The organism is Variovorax sp. GW822-FHT04A09 (genome assembly GCF_058801005.1).
Map to the genome: position 1 here is coordinate 870,159 of NZ_JBXAMV010000001.1, position 19,176 is coordinate 889,334.

19 protein-coding genes are annotated in these 19,176 nt (G+C 69.5%); 6 read left to right on the forward strand and 13 right to left on the reverse strand.

Going from position 1 to position 19,176, the window contains the following annotated elements; translation table 11 throughout:
* The first annotated feature begins 7 nt into the window (after positions 1-7).
* From AC1RLW_RS03895 to AC1RLW_RS03920, 6 genes are all read left to right on the forward strand, one after another.
* Positions 8-1,267, forward strand: coding sequence for an aromatic ring-hydroxylating dioxygenase subunit alpha (locus AC1RLW_RS03895; protein WP_493192255.1), 1,260 nt, complete (start codon positions 8-10; stop codon positions 1,265-1,267).
* Positions 1,264-1,746 (forward strand): aromatic-ring-hydroxylating dioxygenase subunit beta, encoded by a 483-nt coding sequence (locus AC1RLW_RS03900; protein ID WP_056580648.1) that lies wholly within the window; start codon positions 1,264-1,266, stop codon positions 1,744-1,746. Before AC1RLW_RS03895 ends, AC1RLW_RS03900 begins: the two co-directional genes overlap by 4 nt.
* A gap of 9 nt (positions 1,747-1,755) precedes the next feature.
* Complete coding sequence (locus AC1RLW_RS03905) at positions 1,756-2,124, forward strand: chorismate mutase (protein ID WP_493192256.1); 369 nt, start codon at positions 1,756-1,758, stop codon at positions 2,122-2,124.
* The gene (locus tag AC1RLW_RS03910) at positions 2,121-3,086 is read left to right on the forward strand and encodes a Bug family tripartite tricarboxylate transporter substrate binding protein (RefSeq protein ID WP_493192257.1); all 966 of its coding nucleotides are present in this window, start codon (positions 2,121-2,123) and stop codon (positions 3,084-3,086) included. The genes AC1RLW_RS03905 and AC1RLW_RS03910 overlap by 4 nt, the downstream gene beginning before the upstream one ends.
* Positions 3,087-3,102: 16 nt before the next feature.
* Entirely contained in the window at positions 3,103-3,423 is a 321-nt protein-coding gene (locus AC1RLW_RS03915; protein WP_056580656.1) for a non-heme iron oxygenase ferredoxin subunit, read from the forward strand.
* 86 nt (positions 3,424-3,509) lie between these two features.
* On the forward strand, positions 3,510-4,001 hold the full coding sequence (locus AC1RLW_RS03920; RefSeq protein ID WP_062477794.1) for a RidA family protein: 492 nt from the start codon (positions 3,510-3,512) through the stop codon (positions 3,999-4,001).
* A 1-nt stretch (position 4,002) separates the two neighbouring features.
* On the opposite strand, the gene AC1RLW_RS03925 is transcribed toward AC1RLW_RS03920, so the two are convergent.
* The 13 genes from AC1RLW_RS03925 to AC1RLW_RS03985 form a co-directional block, all read right to left on the reverse strand.
* Positions 4,003-4,512, reverse strand: a complete 510-nt coding sequence (locus AC1RLW_RS03925) for a DinB family protein (RefSeq protein ID WP_493192258.1) — start codon at positions 4,510-4,512, stop codon at positions 4,003-4,005.
* A gap of 71 nt (positions 4,513-4,583) precedes the next feature.
* Positions 4,584-5,864: an amidohydrolase family protein gene (locus AC1RLW_RS03930; protein ID WP_493192259.1), complete on the reverse strand. Its 1,281-nt coding sequence runs from the start codon at positions 5,862-5,864 to the stop codon at positions 4,584-4,586.
* A gap of 26 nt (positions 5,865-5,890) precedes the next feature.
* The gene (locus tag AC1RLW_RS03935; protein WP_493192260.1) at positions 5,891-6,361 is read right to left on the reverse strand and encodes a hypothetical protein; all 471 of its coding nucleotides are present in this window, start codon (positions 6,359-6,361) and stop codon (positions 5,891-5,893) included.
* A 1-nt stretch (position 6,362) separates the two neighbouring features.
* On the reverse strand, positions 6,363-7,286 hold the full coding sequence (locus AC1RLW_RS03940) for an ABC transporter permease (RefSeq protein ID WP_493192261.1): 924 nt from the start codon (positions 7,284-7,286) through the stop codon (positions 6,363-6,365).
* Entirely contained in the window at positions 7,283-8,347 is a 1,065-nt protein-coding gene (locus tag AC1RLW_RS03945) for an ABC transporter permease (RefSeq protein ID WP_493193051.1), read from the reverse strand. Before AC1RLW_RS03945 ends, AC1RLW_RS03940 begins: the two co-directional genes overlap by 4 nt.
* Entirely contained in the window at positions 8,347-9,936 is a 1,590-nt protein-coding gene (locus AC1RLW_RS03950; RefSeq protein ID WP_493192262.1) for an ABC transporter ATP-binding protein, read from the reverse strand. Before AC1RLW_RS03950 ends, AC1RLW_RS03945 begins: the two co-directional genes overlap by 1 nt.
* Positions 9,933-10,679: an alpha/beta fold hydrolase gene (locus tag AC1RLW_RS03955; RefSeq protein ID WP_493192263.1), complete on the reverse strand. Its 747-nt coding sequence runs from the start codon at positions 10,677-10,679 to the stop codon at positions 9,933-9,935. Before AC1RLW_RS03955 ends, AC1RLW_RS03950 begins: the two co-directional genes overlap by 4 nt.
* On the reverse strand, positions 10,670-11,635 hold the full coding sequence (locus AC1RLW_RS03960) for a 5'-methylthioadenosine/S-adenosylhomocysteine nucleosidase (protein WP_493192264.1): 966 nt from the start codon (positions 11,633-11,635) through the stop codon (positions 10,670-10,672). The genes AC1RLW_RS03955 and AC1RLW_RS03960 overlap by 10 nt, the downstream gene beginning before the upstream one ends.
* 5 nt (positions 11,636-11,640) lie before the next feature.
* Positions 11,641-14,469 carry a polysaccharide deacetylase family protein gene (locus AC1RLW_RS03965; RefSeq protein ID WP_493192265.1) on the reverse strand — a complete coding sequence of 943 codons (2,829 nt, stop codon included), beginning with the start codon at positions 14,467-14,469 and terminating at the stop codon, positions 11,641-11,643.
* Between the two features lie 33 nt (positions 14,470-14,502).
* Positions 14,503-15,504: a BMP family protein gene (locus AC1RLW_RS03970; RefSeq protein ID WP_056582550.1), complete on the reverse strand. Its 1,002-nt coding sequence runs from the start codon at positions 15,502-15,504 to the stop codon at positions 14,503-14,505.
* A 184-nt stretch (positions 15,505-15,688) separates the two neighbouring features.
* Positions 15,689-16,318, reverse strand: coding sequence for a uracil phosphoribosyltransferase (upp, locus tag AC1RLW_RS03975; protein ID WP_307635808.1), 630 nt, complete (start codon positions 16,316-16,318; stop codon positions 15,689-15,691).
* 50 nt (positions 16,319-16,368) lie between these two features.
* Positions 16,369-17,772 carry a URC4/urg3 family protein gene (locus AC1RLW_RS03980; protein WP_159276921.1) on the reverse strand — a complete coding sequence of 468 codons (1,404 nt, stop codon included), beginning with the start codon at positions 17,770-17,772 and terminating at the stop codon, positions 16,369-16,371.
* Positions 17,769-19,094 carry a GTP cyclohydrolase II gene (locus tag AC1RLW_RS03985; RefSeq protein WP_493192266.1) on the reverse strand — a complete coding sequence of 442 codons (1,326 nt, stop codon included), beginning with the start codon at positions 19,092-19,094 and terminating at the stop codon, positions 17,769-17,771. Before AC1RLW_RS03985 ends, AC1RLW_RS03980 begins: the two co-directional genes overlap by 4 nt.
* Positions 19,095-19,176: the final 82 nt, after the last annotated feature.

The window sequence follows — 19,176 nt, forward strand, 5'->3', positions numbered from 1 at the left end:
AGACCCGATGACCACGCCAGCCGTCTTCCCCATCGAACTGCGCTGGGAGAGCGAGAAGACCAGCCGCATTCCCTTCATGGCCTACACCGACGAGGCGCTGCACAAGAAGGAGCTGCAGCGCTTCTTCTATGACAAGCACTGGTGCTATGTCGGCCTCGAAGCCGAGATCCCGAACCCGGGCGATTTCAAGCGCACCGCCATCGGCGAGCGCTCGGTCATCCTGTCGCGCGACGAAGAAGGCGCCATCCATGTGTTCGAGAACGTCTGCGCCCACCGCGGCATGCAGTTCTGCCGCGAACGCCACGGCAACAAGAAAGAGTTCGTCTGCCCCTACCACCAGTGGAACTACACGCTCAAGGGCGACCTGCAGGGCGTGCCGTTCCGCCGCGGCGTGAAGCAGGACGGCAAGGTGCACGGCGGCATGCCGCCCGACTTCAAGACCGAGGACCACGGCCTGAACAAGCTCAAGGTCGCGTCGCGCGGCGGCGTGGTGTTTGCGTCGTTCGACCACGACATCGAATCGTTCGAGGACTTTCTCGGCCCCGACATCCTCCATTACTTCGACCGCCTGTTCGACGGCCGCAAGCTCACCATCCTGGGCTACAGCCGCCAGCGCATTCCGGGCAACTGGAAGCTCATGCAGGAGAACATCAAGGACCCGTACCACCCGGGCCTGCTGCACACCTGGTTCGTGACCTTCGGGCTCTGGCGCGCCGACAACAAGTCGGAGCTGAAGATGGACGCGCGCGGCCGCCACGCCGCCATGATCTCCACGCGCGGCAGCGCCGGCAAGGCCGCGCAGGTGACGCAGGTGTCGAGCTTCAAGGAAAGCATGCAGCTCAAGGACCCGCGCTTTCTGGACATCGTGCCCGAGCCCTGGTGGGGTGGGCCGACGGCGGTGATGATGACGCTGTTCCCCAGTCTCATCCTGCAGCAGCAGGTCAACAGCGTGTCGACGCGCCACATCCAGCCCGTGGGCCACGACGCCTTCGATTTCGTGTGGACGCATTTCGGCTTCGAGGACGACACGCCCGAGATGACGCAGCGCCGCCTGCGCCAGGCCAACCTGTTCGGGCCGGCGGGCTTCGTGTCGGCCGACGACGGCGAGGTGATCGAGTTCTCGCAGGAAGGCTTCGAGCAGAAGCCCTACCACCGCACGCTGGCCGAGCTCGGCGGGCGCGAGGTGGAGAACACTGACCACATGGTGACCGAGACGCTGATCCGCGGCATGTACCGCTACTGGCGTGAAGTGATGGAGGCCGCATGAGCACGCTTGACACCGCCACCTACCTCGACCTGTCGCGCCTGTACGCGGCCTACGCGCACGCCGTCGATTCGGGCGACTGGGACCTGTGGCCTGCGTTCTTCACCGAGCAGTGCAGCTACCGCCTGCAGCCGCGCGAGAACCACGAACGCGGCCTGCCGCTGGCCACGCTCTCGTTCGAAAGCCGGGGCATGCTCGAAGACCGCGTCTACGGCATCAAGGAGACGCTGTTCCACGACCCGTACTACCAGCGTCATGTGGTGGGCCTGCCGCTGGTGCACCGCGTCGACGACGACGGCACCATCCACAGCGAAGCCAACTACGCGGTGTTCCGCACCAAGCTCGACGGGCCCTCGACCGTGTTCAATGTGGGGCGCTACATCGACAAGGTCGTGCAGACCCCCGAGGGCTTGAAATTCGCGTCGCGCCTGTGCGTGTTCGACAGCGAAATGATCCCGAACTCCATCATTTATCCCATCTGAAACGCAGCCATGACAGAAAGAGAACCAGAGACCCACGGTGCCCCGTTGCGCCGCTTCACCGACCCGGCCTACGTGCCGCTGTGCGCCAACCTCGCGCAGGTGCGCGAGAACATCGACCGGCTCGACCGCCAGATCGTCGCGCTGCTGGCCGAGCGCGGCCGCTACGTGAAGGACGCCGCGCGCTTCAAGCGCGACGCCTTCCAGGTGTCCGCGCCGCAGCGCCAGCAGGAAGTGATCGACAAGGTGAAGGCGCTCGCCGAGAAGGAGGGCGCCTACCCGGAGGTGGTCGAGGCCGCCTACCGCGCGCTCATCGCGGGCTTCATCGCGCGCGAGCAGCAGGACCACCGGGGCATGGTCGACGTGGAGGTGCAGCCATGACGCGCGCACGCCTCTGCGTCGCCCTCACCGCCGTGGCCATGGCCGCCGCCGCCCATGCGCAGGACTGGCCGCAGCGCCCCGTGCGCATCGTGGTGCCGTTCGCGGCGGGTTCGTCGCCCGACATCCTGGCACGCATCGTCAACGACAAGCTCGCGGCGCGCATCGGCCAGCCGCTGATCGTCGAGAACAAGCCCGGCGCGGGCGGCAACAGCGGCACCGATTCCGTCTCGAAGGCGCAGCCCGACGGCTACACCTTCCTGCTGTCGGTGAACGCGCCGCTGGTCTACAACACCATCCTCTACAAGAACCTGCCGTACGACCCGTTCAAGGACCTCGTTCCCGTGTCGCTGGCCGCGACCACGCCGAACGTCTGCGCGGTCTCCAATTCGATGGGCGTCGATTCGGTCAAGGGCTGGCTGGCCGCGATGAAGAAGAACCCCGGCAAGTTCAACTTCGCCTCGACCGGCAACGGCTCGATCTCGCACCTGGGCGTGGAGCTCATCAAGGCCAAGACGCAGTCGTTCGCGGTGCACATTCCGTACGCGTCGTCGGGCCAGGCCGTGACGGCCATCGTGCAGGGCGACGTGCAGTACGCCTGCCTGCCACCGGTCACCGTGATGCCGCAGGCCAAGGCCGGGCGCCTGAAGGCGCTGGCCGTCACCTCGGCCGAGCGCTCGGCGCTGCTGCCCGACCTGCCCACGCTGCGCGAATCGGGCCTGCCCGACATCCAGGCCGTGCCATGGTTCGCCTACATGGCGCCCAAGGGCACGCCGAACGACGTGGTACAGCGCATGAGCCGCGAGATTGCGGCTGCGCTGAAAGACCCCGACACGGTCAAGCGCCTGCAGACCGCGTACTTCGACCCCGTGGGCAGCACGCCCGAAGGCCTGTCGAAGTTCATGGACGAGGAACTGCGCCGCTGGAAGCCGGTGATCGACCGCGCCGGCCTCAAGCCCGATTGAGCAAAGGGAGCACACGATGAGCACGATGACCTGGGTCGACGCCGCGGCGGTCGACGACGTTCCCGCCGACGACGTGGTCGGCATCGAGGTGCAGGGGCGCGACATCGCGCTGTACGGCACCGACGACGGCATCCACGCCACCGACAACATCTGCACGCACGGCCATGCGCGGCTGTGCGACGGTTTCCTCGAAGGCCACGAGATCGAATGCCCGCTGCACCAGGGCCGCTTCGACGTGCGCAGCGGCAAGGCCATGTGCGCGCCGCTCACCGAAGACCTGCGCACCTACCCGGTGAAGATCGAGGGCGGACGGGTGTTCCTGGCGTTCGAGGGCTGAACTGTTCTGCCTGCGGCGGGGCCGATCTGTATCGGTTCGCGCCCGACCGGTTGGCGACAATGGCGGTCCGTTTTCCTGGACATCCGATGACAGAACCACACAGCCGCGACCAGATCGCCGACCTGATTGCCGCCGAACTGGGCCACCGCTTCGACGGCGAGATCCTGGCCGGTGGCCACTACGTGCCGTTGGTGCGCGACGGCCGCACCGTCTACCTCAGCGGCCAGGTGCCGCGCGTGGGCACCACGGTGGTCGTCACCGGCCGCGTGGGCGATGCCGTGTCGCTCGACACCGCGCGCGAAGGCGCGCAGATCTGCGCGCTGCGCAGCCTCGCGTTGCTTCGGCGCGCACTCGGTTCGCTCGATGCGGTCGAGAAGGTGCTGCGCGTGGGCGTGTTCGTGCAGTGCACCGCCGACTTCACGCAGCAAAGCGAGGTGGCCGATGCCGCGTCCGACCTGCTGCACCGCGTGTTCGGCGAGGCCGGCGTGCATGTGCGCACGGCGGTCGGCGTCTATGCGCTGCCGAAGAACGCGACGGTCGAGGTCGAGATGACCGTCGCGACCACCCACGCGGCCTGACCTAGGAGCGCTCGCGGCGCGCGGGTTCGCTGCGGTGCAGGTGCACCGCCAGCGTGTCGCGCGGCGGGCGCACCGCGCATTGCGCCAGCAGCCGGCCGGCTTCGCCCCGGTGGTAGCCGTTGTGCGTCACGACATGAGCCAGCATCTCTTCGCGCGTCATCCGGCCCTTGTCGCCGTCGGTGAACACGAAGGGCAACGACTCGGCCAGCAGCGCCGGCGTGAGCGTGTCCAGGTAGGCGAGGTACCAGCGGTCGGACTCGGCCACGGCCGCGCGCAGGTCGGCCAGCGCGGGCGTTTCAGGCGTGTTGTCGTCGGTGAAGCCGTGCGGCGTGCCCGTGAGGTGGCCCGCGAAGATCCGGTTCACCACATGGGCATGGTTGACCACGCGGATCGCGGCATGCCGGGCGTCGGCGTGCTGCACGGGGTCGAGGCTGGCCATGCGGTCCAGCAGCTCGTCGTTGGCCCACGCGTGGTACTGGAACAGCGTGCGCAGCAGGGGTGGGGCGCTCATGTCGGGTGTCCTTGTCATCGGGGAACCCGGATGTTCGCGGCAGGCGCGGCGCCTGTCCAGCCGCCACCGGGTCAGCGCTCGCCGAGCATCCATCGCGTGCGGCCGCCGCGTCCCGGCAGGTGCAGCGCGGCCGTGGCCGCGGGCGTCTCGGCCAGCAGCCGGCCCTTGCGGAACACCTTGAGCCGCGTCGCGCGCAGGCGGATGGCCTCGACCGGGTCGCGTGCCTGCAGCAGCACGAAGCTGGCGTCGCAGCCGGCTTCCAGGCCGTAGCCGTCCAGGTGCATCACGCGCGCCGCGCGCGTGGTCACGGCCTCGAAGCACTGGTGGATGCCGGCCTGGCCGGTCATCTGCGCCACGTGCAGGCCCATGTGGGCCACCTCGAGCATGTCGCCCGAGCCCATGCCGTACCACGGGTCCATCACGCAGTCGTGGCCGAAGGCGACGTTGACGCCGGCCGCCAGCAGCTCGGGCACGCGCGTCATGCCGCGGCGCTTGGGGTAGCTGTCGTGGCGGCCTTGCAGCGTGATGTTGATGAGCGGGTTCGACACCACGCTCACGCCGCTCTCGGCGATCAGCGGCAGCAGCTTGCTCACGTAGTAGTTGTCCATCGAGTGCATCGAGGTGCAGTGCGAGCCCGTCACGCGGCCCTGCAGGCCCAGGCGCAGCGTTTCGGCGGCCAGGGTCTCGATGTGGCGCGAGAGCGGGTCGTCCGACTCGTCGCAGTGCATGTCGACCAGCTTGCCGCGCTCGGCGGCCAGCTCGCACAGCAGCTTCACGCTGGCCGCGCCGTCGGCCATGGTGCGCTCGAAATGCGGAATGCCGCCGACCACGTCCACGCCCTTGTCGAGCGCGCGCGTCAGGTTGTCGACGCCGCCCGGCGAGCGCAGCACGCCATCCTGCGGAAACGCCACCAGCTGCAGGTCGATGTAGGGCGCCACCTGGCGCTTCACCTCGAGCAGCGCATCGACCGCGAGCAGGCTGGGGTCGCTCGTGTCCACGTGCGAGCGGATCGCCAGCAGGCCCTTGGCCACGGCCCAGTCGCAATACGCGAGCGCGCGTTCGATGAGCGCATCGGCCGTGAGCAGCGGCTTGAGCTCGCCCCACAGCGCGATGCCTTCGAGCAGCGTGCCGCTCTGGTTGACGCGCGGCTGGCCGTAGCTCAGCGTGGCGTCCATGTGGAAATGCGGGTCGACGAAATGCGGCGCGAGCAGCAGGCCCTGGGCGTCGAGCGTCTCGTGCGCGGGCGCGGCCAGGCCGGGCGTGACCTCGGCGATGCGGCTGTCCTGCACGGCGACCGACATGCCGGTGCGGCCGTCGGGGAGGGTGGCGTTGGTGATGAGGAGGTCGAGCATCGGTGGGGTGTTTTTTTAAAGGGCGCTCAGCGCGTGCGCTGCGCGCGGAAGCGGTATTGCCCTGCGGCCGGCCCGACCTCGATGGTCACGCGGCGCAGCTTGTCGTCGTGGCCCGAGTCGGCCTTGGCCGTCACCACGATGCCGCGCGGCGTGGCGCGGCAGGTGAGTTCGCTCAGGGAGATTTCCGCGTGGTCGTTGTCGAGCTCGGCGATGGCGGTGGTGTGCACGGCGTACAGGCTGTAGCTGCGGTCGGCCTCGCCGCGCGCCATCCACTGCACGTAAAGGAACGACTGCGCGAAGGCTTCGGCGTGGACCACGCGGTAGGTGCCGCGGTGGTCGGTGCCCCAGGTGCCGCAGGTCTGCACCCAGGTGACGGCGTCGTGGGTGGCGAAGCGCTCGGGGCCGTAGTCGACACCCAATGCATGAGCGCCATTGCCGGCCAGGGCGAGCAGCGCGGTGGCCAGCAGGCGACGGAGGCGGGGCCGCGTCATCGGCATGTCAGCGTTCTCCCTTGCGGTAGGGTTTCATCAGCGCCTGCGGGTAGCTGGCCTTGCGCGCCACCAGCACCAGCGCCAGGATCGACAGCAGGTAGGGCAGCATCAGGTACAGCTGGTAAGGCAGCACGGCATCGCCCGATTGTTGCAGCCGCAGCTGCAGCGCGTCGAAGAACGCGAACAGCAACGCCCCGAGCAGGGCCTTGCCGGGCCGCCACGAGGCGAACACCACCAGCGCCACGCAGATCCAGCCGCGCCCGTTCACCATGTTGAAGAAGAAGGCGTTGAAGGCCGACAGCGTGAGGAACGCGCCGGCCACACCCATCAGCGCCGAGCCCGCCACGATGGCGCCGGTGCGCGTGGCCGCGACCGACACGCCCTGGCTCTCGGCCGCCTGCGGGTTCTCGCCCACCATGCGCAGCGCCAGGCCCAGCGGTGTGCGGTACAGCACCCAGGCCACCGCGGGCACCAGCAGCAGCGCGAACAGCGTGAGCGCGGTCTGCGCGCCGAGGATGGGCACGGGCAACCATTCCATCGGCGCGAAGGGCGTGATGGTCGGCGGCGTGTTCACCTTCGGAAAGCTCACGCGGTAGCCGAAGTAGCTCAGCGCTGTGGCCAATAACGTGATGCCCAGCCCCGAGACGTGCTGCGACAGCGCAAGCCCGACGGTCAAAAAGGCATGCAGCAAGCCGAACACCATGCCCGTGAGCGCGGCCACGCCGACGCCGGCCCACAGCGGCGCGCCGGCATACACCGCGAGCCAGCCGGTGAAGGCGCCCGCGACCATGATCCCCTCGATGCCCAGGTTGAGCACGCCCGCGCGTTCGCACAGCAGCACGCCCAGCGTGCCCAGGATGAGCGGCGTAGCGATGCGCAGCACCGCGACCCAGAAGGCGGGGTTGGAAAGAATGTCGAGCAGGTCGGTCATTTCGTCACCCGCACGCGGTACTGCGTGAGCAGCGTGGCCACCAGCACCGCGATCAGCGAGGCCGCGACGATCACGTCGGCGATGTAGGTCGGCACGCCCACGGCGCGGCTCATGGTGTCGGCGCCGACCAGCACGCCGGCCACGAACACGCCGGCGGCGATCACGCCCAGCGGGTGCAGACCGGCGAGCATCGCGATCACGATGCCGGTGTAGCCGTAGCCCGGCGACATGTCGAGCGTGACGTAGCTCGTGCGGCCTGCCACTTCGATGGCGCCGGCCAGCCCGGCCAGCGCGCCCGAGAGCAGCGCCACCATCACCACGGTGCGCGTCACCGGCACGCCGGCGAAGGCGGCGGCGCGCGCATTGGCGCCCACGGCGCGGATGTCGAAGCCCAGCACCGTGTACTTGAAGATCGCCCACACGATCACCGCGAGCGACACCGCCCACAGCAGCCCGGTGTGCACGCGCGTCTGCGCGATGAGCTTGCCCAGCTCCAGGTCGGACTGCAGCGACACGCTCTGCGGCCAGCCCATCGCGCTCGGGTCTTTCATCGGCCCGTCGAGCAGCGCCGACACGCCGAGCAGCACGATGAAGTTGATGAGCAGCGTCGTGACCACTTCGTCGACGCCGAGCTTGTTCTTCATGAGCGCCGGGCCCAGCAGCATCAGCGCACCGGCCACCGCAGCGGCCAGCATCATCAGCGGGAACAGCACCCACGGCGACAGCTCGAAGCCCGTGCCGCCATGCATGCCGCCCACGGCCACGGCGGCCAGCGCGCCCGCGAACAGCTGCCCCTCGGCGCCGATGTTGAAGAGCCGCGCCTTGAACGCGACCGTGGCGGCCAGGCCGGTGAGGATGAGCGGAATGGCCCGCGTCAGCGTCTCGCTCCATGCGAACACCGAGCCGAAGCCGCCCTGCAGCAGCAGCGCATAGGTGCGCCCGACCGGCGCGCCGGCCCAGCGCACGAGCAGTGCGCTCACCAGCAGCGTGAACACGACCGCGCCGATGGGGGCCAGCACCAGCGCGGCGCGCGAGCTTTCGTGGCGTCGTTCGAGGCGCATCATGCGGCGGCTCCCGGGCGTTGCGGCGCGGTGGCGCCGGCCATCGCCAGGCCGATGGCCTCGCGCGTCCAGGCCGCGGCCGGGCGCGCTTCGCCGAGGTGGCCGCCGTGCATCACGGCCACGCGGTCGCCAAGCGCGAGCACTTCGTCGAGGTCGTCGGAAATGACGAGCACCGCCGCGCCGGCATCGCGCGCGGCGATGAGCTGCTGCTGCACGTAGGCGACGGCGCCGATGTCCAGGCCCCAGGTCGGCTGGTGCGCCACGATGAGGCGCGGGGCGCGGTTCGGGTATTTCTTGTTGTCGGTGTCTTGTTCCGCTTGCTCGGGCGCCAGCAGCGCCCGCCCCAGGATCAGTTTCTGCATGTTGCCGCCCGAGAGCGAGCGGGCCGGCGACATCAGGCCGGCGCCGCGCACGTCGAAGGCTTTTTCGATGCGCCGGGCGTGCAGCCGCGCGGCGGCGCGCCGCACGATGAACGACCAGCGCGAAAACACCGGGCTGCGCAGCCGCTCGGACACCGCGTTCTCCCACACCGGCAGGTCGCCGACCACGCCGACCGCGTGCCGGTCTTCGGGGATGCGTGCGACGCCGCGCTGCACCAGCCGGGCGGGCGAGGGCGGCAACGCGCGGCCCATGAACTGCGCGCTGCCGGAGACGGCGCGGCGCGTGCCGCTCAGCAGCTCGGCCAGCGCGACCTGTCCGTTGCCGGAGACGCCCGCGATGGCGGTGATTTCGCCCGCGCGCAGCGTGAGCGACACCTCGCGCAGGCGGTCCTGCCCGCCGTCTTTCGTCGAGGCGGTGCTCACGTGGTCGAGCACGCAGACCGCGTCGCCCACCGACTTCGCGGGCCGGCGCTGCGGTGCCTCGACTGCATGGCCGACCATCCACAGCGCGAGCTGCGCCTGCGTGGTGTCGGCCGTGCGCGCCTCGGCGACGAGCTTGCCGCCGCGCAGCACCGCGATGCGCTGCGACACGCGCAACACCTCGCCGAGCTTGTGGCTGATGAAGATGACCGACAGGCCCTGCGCCACCATCTGTGCGAGCGTGGCGAACAGCGCCTCGCTCTCCTGCGGCGTGAGCACGGCCGTCGGCTCGTCGAGGATCAGGATGCGCGCGCCGCGGTACAGCGCCTTGAGAATCTCCACGCGCTGGCGCTCGCCGACCGAGAGGCTGCCGATGGTCGCGTCGGGTTGCACCGGCAGGCCGAAGCGCTGAGCGACCTTGAGCAGCCGCGCACGGGCGGCCGCGCGGCGCGAGACCGGGCGCCACAGCGGCTCGGTGCCCATCGTCACGTTGTCGAGCACGCTGAGGTTGTCGGCCAGCGTGAAGTGCTGGTGCACCATGCCCACGCCGGCGGCCAGTGCGGCCTTGGGGTTGCCGGGCGGCAGGGCCGAGCCGAAGACTTCGATGCGGCCTTCGTCGGCGACATAGTGGCCGAACAGGATCGACATCAGCGTCGACTTGCCGGCGCCGTTCTCGCCCAGCAGCGCGAGCACTTCGCCGGCCTGCAGGTCGAGGGAGATGGCGTCGTTGGCCACGAGCGGGCCGAAACGCTTGGTGATGCCCAGGAGGCGGAGCACGGTGGGGTTCATGAGCAGGCAGGTGGCGACGGCAGGTCGCGGCAGAAATTTTCGATGGCCCGGGCGGAGGCGGCGGGCGAGGCCTGCAGCAGGCCGTGGGGGCCGTCGAGCTGCACCAGGTGCAACGCCGACAGCCCGCGCTGAATGGCGGCCACCGCGCGGCGCGGCACCACGCGGTCCTGCAGCGCCTGCAAATACATGGCGGGCACGCCGACCCGCGGCAGCTTGTTGCGCACGTCGACGCGCTGCACTTCCCTCATGCGGTGGGTCATGACCGCGACCGACACCTGCTTCAGCGAAGCCTGGAGCATGTCCGACAGCTGCGGCGACGCCGAGCCGCCCAGCAGCAGGTGCCGCATCGGCGCGCGCATGAGCTTCGAATGCAGCAGGCGCATCGACAGGTCGAGCAGGCCCGCGCGCATCAGCGCCAGGCCGGGCGCGGGCCGGCGCGCGAAGCTGCAGCACAGGATGAGGCCGCGCAACCCCGGCGGGCGCGAGGCTGCGAGGGAAATGGCCAGCGGCCCGGAAAACGATTCGCCGAGCAGCACGAAAGGCTGCTGCGTCGGCAGTTGCGCGCGCACCAGCGGCTCGAGTTCGTCGTAGCCCAGCACCTCGCGGCCCGGGTAGCGCACGACGTCGATGGCGGCCTGCGGCCCCAGGGCCTGCGCCAGCGGCGCGAAGAGATCGCCGGTGCCGTCCATGCCCGGCAGCAACACAAGACGAGGCAGGCGCCCGGGCGCCACCGTCACTTCCACGCGGCCAGGAAGGCCAGCATGACCTTGGCCGAGTTGTCGGCCGCGATGCTCATGAAGGTGCCCATCTCGTTCTCGCCGTCGCCGCCGCCCGCGAGGTCGCTCAGCGAGCGGAAGGCGATGTAGGGCACGCCATTGCTGTAGGCGACCATGCCCACGGCGGCGGTCTCCATGTCGAGCACGTTGGCCTGGAAGGTCTTGTAGGTGTATTCGCGGTAGGCCTTGTTGTCCATGAAGGCCTGGCCCGACACGCCGTTGCCGCCCACCACCAGCTGCGGCTTGCGCGGCAGGCACTTGCCGGCGCCGCAGTTCGCCAGCTCGACGTTGCGGATGCTGCGCGCCACCTCGAGCATCTTCGGATCGGCCGCGAACCAGAACTTGCGCTCGATGCCCGGCTTGGCGGCCGAGCGCACCTCGACCGGGCGCGGGAAGTTCATGCCGAAGTTGGGCAGCGTGGCGTCGGTGATGAAGGGCGGCGCGCTGTACTTGCCGGGTGCGGTCTCGCGCGCCATGAGCACCTCGAGGTACTGGCCCCACTGGGCCGGCACCGTCACGTCGCCCACGTGCAGCGACGGATTCACGCCGCCCGCGATGCCGCTGAACACGATGCCGCTGATGCGAAAGCGGTTGAGCACCAGCTGCGTGTTCATGGTCGCGTTCGTCATGCTGATGCCCGAGAGGAACAGCACCACGGGCTTGCCTTCGAGCGTGCCGGTGGTGAACTCGACACCGTTCACGCTGTGTTGGCGGGGGGCCTGCAGGCGCGTGAGCAGCAGCTTGAGCTCGGGCTCGAAGGCCGAGATCACGGCCAGGCGCGGCGTGTCGTCCAGCCGCGTGCTGCTGTTGATGCTGACGACGTCCGACTTGTAGACGCCGACGCAGCCCGTCAGCACGAGGCCGAGCGCGGCGGCCAGGACCGGGCCGCGCAGACGCTGGAGAAGCGAGGAAGTGTTCGTCATGGGCATCAGGAGTTGGTGGGCGGGAGTGAGGGGCGGTGTGCGGCGTCGGGCGTGGCGATCCAGGCCTGCAACGCGGCGACGCGCGCGTGCTTCGGTGCCAGGCCGACGAAGGTGGTGTAGGCGGCGAGCGCCTTGGCGTCGTTGCCGGCCTGCAGGTAGGCATCGCCCAGGTTCAGGTAGGCGAGGGCGCGGCTGCCGTCCATGTCGATGGCCTGCTCGAACCAGCGCGCGGCCTCGACCGGCTTGCCGCGCTTGAAGTACACGAAACCGAGGTTGTTGGCCGCGAGTGCAAAGCGCGGCTGCAGCTTCAGCGCCTCGGTGAAGGCGGCTTCGGCCTCGTCGTAGCGGCGCTCGCGGTACAGCTGCAGGCCGCGGTCGTTGGCGCGCTGGGCGGCCACGCGCGGCGTGAGCGGCGCAGCGGCTGGCATGGTCAGCTTGGTGTCGGCGCCCTCGAGGTTCTTCACCACCACCTCGACGGCGGGCGGGCCGGCCTTGGTCGCCTTGGCCGTCTTGGGTACGGCCGCCGCATGCACGGCCTGCTCGTTGGCCTGGTCGATGCGCTTGTTGACCTGGCTGGCGGCGGCGTCGAGCTGCAGGCTGTCGCCGCTGAGGCCTTCGCGTTCGACGGGCAGCGCGAACACGAACTCGCCGCCCTCCGAGCCCGGCAGGCTGCCGAAGGCCGGCGTCTGCCGCGCGATGGCCGAGACCGCCGGCGCCACGTAGGCCGCGAGTTCGGTGCCGGTGATGACGTTGTCGCCGTTCAGGTCGGCCTTGCCCGACAGCGCCTGCAGCATCGTCCAGGTGAAGACCGAGTGGCCGCCGGGGCCGTCGTCGGCCACCTGCTGGTCGGCGCCGCCGGCGGTGAGCATCTGGCGGCCGATGCGGCGCGCGTTGTCGGTCAGGAAGTTCTTGTTGCCCTGCGCCGCACCGCCGCGCGTGAGGCCCAGGCCCGAGTAGCAGGCGTCCACGAGGAACAGCACGTGCTTGGCCGACAGCGCCTCGGCCACCTCCTGCAGCTGCGGCATCGAGATGGCGTCGGAGGGCAGGTTGTCCAGCGTGGCGTCGACCGGCACGATGTAGCCGACGTCGCGCCCGCTCGCGAGCTTGCGCGTGCTGCCGTGGCCGGCAAAGAACACCAGCACGCGGTCGTCGCGCTTCACGCGCTTGCCGTCGGTCAGCTTTTCGTTCAGCGCGCGCAGGATGTTGGCGCGCGTGGCCTGGTCGTCATACAGCGCCGTGATGTTCTCGGGCTTGAAGCCGAAGCGCGTCACGAGCAGCTGCTCCATCGCCTTGGCGTCGGGCACCGCGTGGTGCAGGCCGGGCCATTTGGCGTACTTGTCGATGCCGATCACCAGCGCGTGGCTCTCGCGGTAGAGCGTGTCGCCCGAGGTGGCCGCCACGCCGTCGTCGGGCGCCGCCTTTTTCGACGCGCTGACGACGAACTTGCCGTCGCGCCAGGTGGCGAAGCGGTAACCGTCGGCCACCAGCTGGTCGAGCACGGTGGGCAAGGCCTGCACGGTGCGGCCCTGGATGTCGTGGAACAGGATGACGCCGCGCTTGGCCTTGTCGACCTCGGCCAGCACGCGGTCGGCGATCGACTTGGGCACCGGGTCGGCCCAGTCCATGGAGTCGACGGTCCACATCATGGAGCGCAGCTTGAGCGCCTCGACCGTGCTCAGCTTGGCCTCGTTGCGCGCGCCGTACGGAAAGCGAAACAGGGTGGACTGCGGCCGGCCGGTGGCGTCGAGCAGCGCTTCGGTCTCGCTGGCTTCGACGCGCACCGCGTCGTCGGTCATCTTGGCCATCATGCCGTGGCTGAAACTGTGGTTGGCGAGCACGTGGCCGGCGGCCAGCACGCGCTTGGCCGCCGCGCCGGTGGCGCTGAGCTGGGCCTTGCCCTGCGCGTCGAGCTTGCCCAGGTTGCGCCCGAGCTGGAAGAAGATGGCGGGCGCGTCGTAGCGCTTCAATATCTCCAGGATCTCGTCGGTGTGTTTGGCGTGCGGGCCGTCGTCGAAGGTGAGTACGACGGTCTTGGCGGGCAGCGAGGTGCCGAAGATCTCGCGTGCGTCCGCGCTGTCCTTTTCCTTGGCGCCGCCCGGGGGCTGCGTGTAGGGAACGATGGCGCCGAAGTCTTTCAGGATCTGCTCGCGCGAGTACAGGCCCTGCAACTTGGCCACGTAGTCGGCCCATTTCTCGCGCTTGGGCTCGATGCCGCGCTGCGCGAAGCGGCCGAACACGTCTTTCAGCTCGCGGTCGTAGGCCTGCTCGATCTCGGCGAGCACGGCCAGGTCTTCGCTGGCGCGGCGGCCGAGCTTGAGCCCGGACAGCGACTGCGCCTGGCTGTAGCGCGTGCTCAGCTCGGACAGGAACTCCTTGAACGCCAGCCGGTCGGCGTCGAACCAGCTGGGCTCGCTCTCGATGCGGTCCAGCAGCGCGTTCAGGCCCGCCACCGCGGCGGGGTCCGTCATGTCCGCGGCCTGGGCGATCAGCGCCTGCTGGCGCTCCTGCATCTCGTGGAACAGCTGCTGCCCGACGGCGCTGACGGCGCGCTTCTCGGCCGCCTCGAGCGCACGTTCGCCGGTCATCAGCACGATCATCTGGCGGTGCGCGGCGAGCAGGGCGTCGGCGCGCGCCTGCAGCGCGGCCGGGATGCCGACCGGTGCCGCGACCACAGGCGGCGCAACGGCAGCGGGTGCCGAGGCGGCCGATGCGGGCACCTCGACCGCCGGGGCGGTGGCCGTGGCCGTCGGCTCAGGTTGACAGGCGGCGAGCCCGGCGGCCAATGCCGCGATGGCCACGCCATGGATTGCGGTCTGCCATCGCGCACGCTTCATGGGTTCGGGTCTGCTCGCTTGTCTGTCTGCTTGTTACTTGGCGGTGGACTTCGGCTGGGCGTCGTCCACCTTCACGGTGAACTTGCCGGCCAGGATGTCGGCCTGCTTCGCCTTCACCTTGGCCACGACGTCGGCCGGCACCTTCTTCTCGAAGGTGCCCAGCGGCGCGAGTTCGGAGCCCTTGTGCTTCATGTGCGAGTACACGCCGTAGTCTTCGGCGGCGAACTTGCCTTCCTTCACGAGTTTGATGGCGCGGTCGGCCGAGGGCTCGAAGTTCCACAGCGCCGAGGCCACCACCGTGTCGGGGTACTGGGCCTGCGTGTCGATCACGTTGCCGATGGCGAGCTTGCCCTTTTCCTTGGCCGCGTCCGACACGCCGAAGCGCTCGGCGTACATGATGTCGGCGCCCTTGTCGATCATCGCGAAGGCCGCTTCCTTGGCCTTCGGCGGGTCGAACCAGCTGTTGATGAAGCTCACGCTGAACTCCACCTTCGGGTTCGTTTCCTTCGCGCCCGCCATGAACGCGTTCATGAGCCGGTTCACCTCCGGAATCGGGAACCCGCCGACCATGCCGATGCGGTTGCTCTTGGTCATGCCGCCCGCGACCATGCCGCTGAGGTACGCCGGTTCCTGGATGTAGTTGTCGAACACCGAGAAGTTCGGCGCCTGCGGCTTCAGCGACGAGCCCATGAGGAACGCCACCTTGGGAAAGTCCTTCGCGACCTTGCGCGCCGCCGCTTCCACGCCGAACACCTCGCCCAGGATCAGCTGGTTGCCGCCCGTGGCGTACTCGCGCATCACGCGCTCGTAGTCGGCGTTGCTCACGTTCTCGGTCGCCTTGTATTCGATCTCCCCACGCGCCTCGGCCGCCTTCAGCGCCTTGTGGATGCGGCCCACCCATTGCTGCTCGAACGGCACCGTGTACACGGCAGCCACCTTGAGCTTGGCCTGCGCGAGCGCAAGGCCCGGGGCGCCCGCCGCAAGCGCTGCGGCAACGGCGATGGAACGAACGATCAATTGACGGCGTGCTGTCACGGTCTTCTCCTCGATTGAAATAAAAGAACCACCCTGCAATCCCCATGCCCACCAACAGAGCCCGCCCTCGCGGCGGGCTCCCTTCCAGCAAACACCGAGGAACCGGCTCTGCCGGGCCTCAGGTGTTGCCCCCGGTAGGGGGAAGGAGTAGCGACACGAAGTGCGCGAAGCCTGGGGGCGAGCCTTACTTCGTGCCGAAGATGCGGTCGCCGGCGTCGCCGAGGCCCGGCAGGATGTAGCCGTGGCTGTCCAGCTCGCGGTCGATCGCGGCGGTGTAGATCGGCACGTCCGGGTGCGCCTTCTGCATGGTGGCCACGCCTTCGGGGCAGGTCAGCAGGCAGACGAACTTGATCGACTTGGGGTTGAGTTCCTTCAGCCGTTCGACCGCGGCCACGGCCGAGTTGCCGGTGGCCAGCATGGGGTCGACCACGATCACGTCGCGGTTCTCCATCTCGCCGGGCATCTTGAAGTAGTACTCGACGGCCGTGAGCGTCTTGGGGTCGCGGTACAGGCCGATGTGGCCGACGCGCGCGCCCGGCACCACCGTGAGCATGCCGTCCAGGATGCCGGTGCCGGCGCGCAGGATCGACACCAGCACCACCTTCTTGCCGTCGATGACCTTGGCCTGCATGGTTTCGAGCGGGGTCTCGACCTCGATGTCCTGCATCGGCATGTCGCGCGTGACCTCGTAGGCCATGAGCATGCTGATTTCGTTCAAGAGCCGGCGAAAGCTGTTGGTGGAGGCGTCCTTGCGGCGCATCAGTGTGAGCTTGTGCTGGACGAGGGGGTGGTCGACGAGGTGGACGTTGCTCATTGGAGTCTTCTTTTGGTGTGCCGTTGCGGAAAACAGGAGAGTCTAAAAGACTAGAAGACGGTGCCGTCGCTCTCGATCTGCAGCGGTGGCGCACCGTTTCGCAAGCGCTGTGCCAGCACCCGGCCGGCGGCCCAGGTGCCGCCTTCGAGCACGCAGGCCAGGGGCAGCTCTTCCTCAGTGCGGTCGAGCACCTTGCGCACGCGCGGGGCGATTTCGTCGAGCAGCGCCACGGTGAGGGCGCGCCATTCGACGATGAACTCGTCGCCGGCCTTCCAGCGGCGGGTGAGAAAGGCCGCCTCGCGCGGCACGATCACGCCGCTGTCGATCAGCAGGCCGCCGTTGCGGTACTCGGGCAGGGCGGTGAGCGCGTCGAGGTGGCGCACCTTCACACCGGCCCATTCGAAGGGCTCGAGCAGCGAATATGTGAGCCACTGCGACAGCTTGTGGAACGGCATCCAGCCGTTGGTGAGCCCGGGGCCGGCGACGGCGCTGTGGCGCCAGCAGTCGCCCAGCGCGAAGGCCGGGTCGCCCGAGCCGATGCCGCCCGCGTTGTCGCTGCCGTCGGCCGCCAGGCTGTCGATGGCGTTGGCCGAGGGCCAGATGTGCGAGAGCGTGTCGAGCAGCAGCGACAGGATCTGGTGCGCCGTGATCTCGGCCGTGGGCGGCGAGGCGGCGCCCAGCGGGGCCACGAGCGCGTCGAAAAGGCCGGCGGGCCGGCCGTCGTCGCCGAAGGTCTCGGGCTGCTCGCTCATGGCCTCGCCCAGGCGGCGCAGCAGCACCGCGCGCCCGGCCAGGCCGACCAGCGGATTGACCTCGCTCACCTGGAAGGCATCGCCCAGGCGCTCGGTCACGAGGCCGCGCAGGCCGGCCGCGTCGGCCTGCAGCGGGTGGTTCGGGTCGGACGAGAAGAGCCCGCTGGTGAACGCATGGAAGCACGCCACGCCCAGCCCTTCGGAGCGCGTGAAGCGCAGGCCGGTGGCCGGTTCGGTGTAGTGCCAGGTCGGGCCGGCGCCGGCGTCGAGCAGCACGCTCACCAGCGTCAGGTCGATGTGGGCGCGGGCGCGCTGGCGGGCGTCGAGGCCCTTGCCGAGTAGCGCGTCGAGCTGCAGGCGGCGGTCGACGCCACCGGCCTCGAAGTGGCGCCAGCGGCTGTGGTACGGGATGGTGTCCCAGGGGTAGCGCTCGCGCGTGACCTCGGCCACGGTGCGCGCCGCGTCTTCGAGCGCGTCGTCGCTGCCGATGCGAAACCACTGCGATTCGCCGCGGCGCGCGCGTGCCAGCAGGGCGCCCGCGCGCTGGCGGATGGCGGTGGTGGTGCGCAGCAAGGTGGCGGCGCCGGCCGGGTGGGCGGTGTCGGGCGCGAACTCGATCGACGGATCGACAGCGCCCGCGCCGCCGGGGCGCAGGCTGCCGGAACCGTCGGCGGGCAGATCGATGTCGGTGCTTCGGCTCATTCGCTCAATCCCCGGCCCTTGGCCTTTTTCAGTTCCTCTGCGTCCGGCACCGGGCCGGGGGTGAAGTAGCCGGCCGCCATCTTGGCGTCCATCTCGACGCGGGCGTCGGCCGGGATCAGTTCGTCGGGAATGTTCACGCGCTCGCCGATCTCGATGCCCGAGCCGGTGATGGCGTCGAACTTCATGTTGCTCATCGACACGAGGCGGTGGATCTTCTTGATGCCCAGCCAGTGGAAGACGTCGGGCATCAGCTCCTGGAAGCGCATGTCCTGCACGCCGGCCACGCACTCGGTGCGCGCGAAATACTGGTCGGCCGTGTCGCCGCCCACCTGGCGCTTGCGGGCGTTGTAGACGAGGAACTTGGTCACCTCGCCGAGCGCGCGGCCTTCCTTGCGCGAGTAGGCGATGAGGCCCACGCCGCCGCGCTGCGCGCCCTGGATGCACTCTTCGATGGCGTGCGTGAGGTAGGGGCGGCAGGTGCAGATGTCGGAGCCGAACACGTCGGAGCCGTTGCACTCGTCGTGGATGCGGGCGGTGAGCTCCACGTCGGGGTTGGCCAGGTCGCGCGGGTTGCCGAAGATGTAGAGCGTCTGCCCGCCGATGGGTGGCAGGAACACCTCGAGGTCGGAGCGCGTGACCAGCTCGGGGTACATGCCGCCAGTCTCTTCGAAGAGCGTGCGGCGCAGGTCGGTCTCGGAGCAGCCGAAGCGGCGCGCCACCTCGGGCAGGTACCACACGGGCTCGATGGCCGCCTTGGTCACCATCGCGGCGCCGCCCGTGGTGAGGAAATGGCCGTCGGCCTTCAGGCGCCCGCTTTGCAGCGCCTCGATCACCTCGGGCAGGATCACGTGGGCCTTGGTGATCGCGATGGTCGGGCGGATGTCGTAGCCGGCCGCGAGCTCGGTGGAGAACACGTCGGCCACCAGCGCGCCCCAGGGGTCGAGCGAGACGATGCGCCCCGGCTCGCTCCACTGCGGATAGGGGCCGATGACGTCGGTGGGCGCGGTGTTGGTGAGGTCGGCCTTGTGTTCGCGCTTCAGGGCGCCGGCCGCCACGGCCAGCGCGCGGTACACGCTGTACGAGCCGCTGTGCGTGCCGATCACGTTGCGGTGCGCGCGCTTGGTGGTGGTGCCGACCACGGGGCCACGCTCGGTGGCGGTGGCCGCGTCCCAGTGGATCGGCAGCGCGCCAAAGCCGCCGGCATGCGAGGTCAGGCGGATGTGGCCGGTCGAGGACGAGGGGGGGAGCGGAGGGCTCTGCGCCGGGCTGGCACCGGTCGCGGTCGGCAAGGCGGAAGGGAGCGCGGTACTGTCTGCAGACATTTGAGGCCCTCAAAAAATGCAATGTACCGAGCACTTGTGCGGCTGGCAAGCGAGGGCCCGCGCGCTCCAGCCGCGCTGTTGC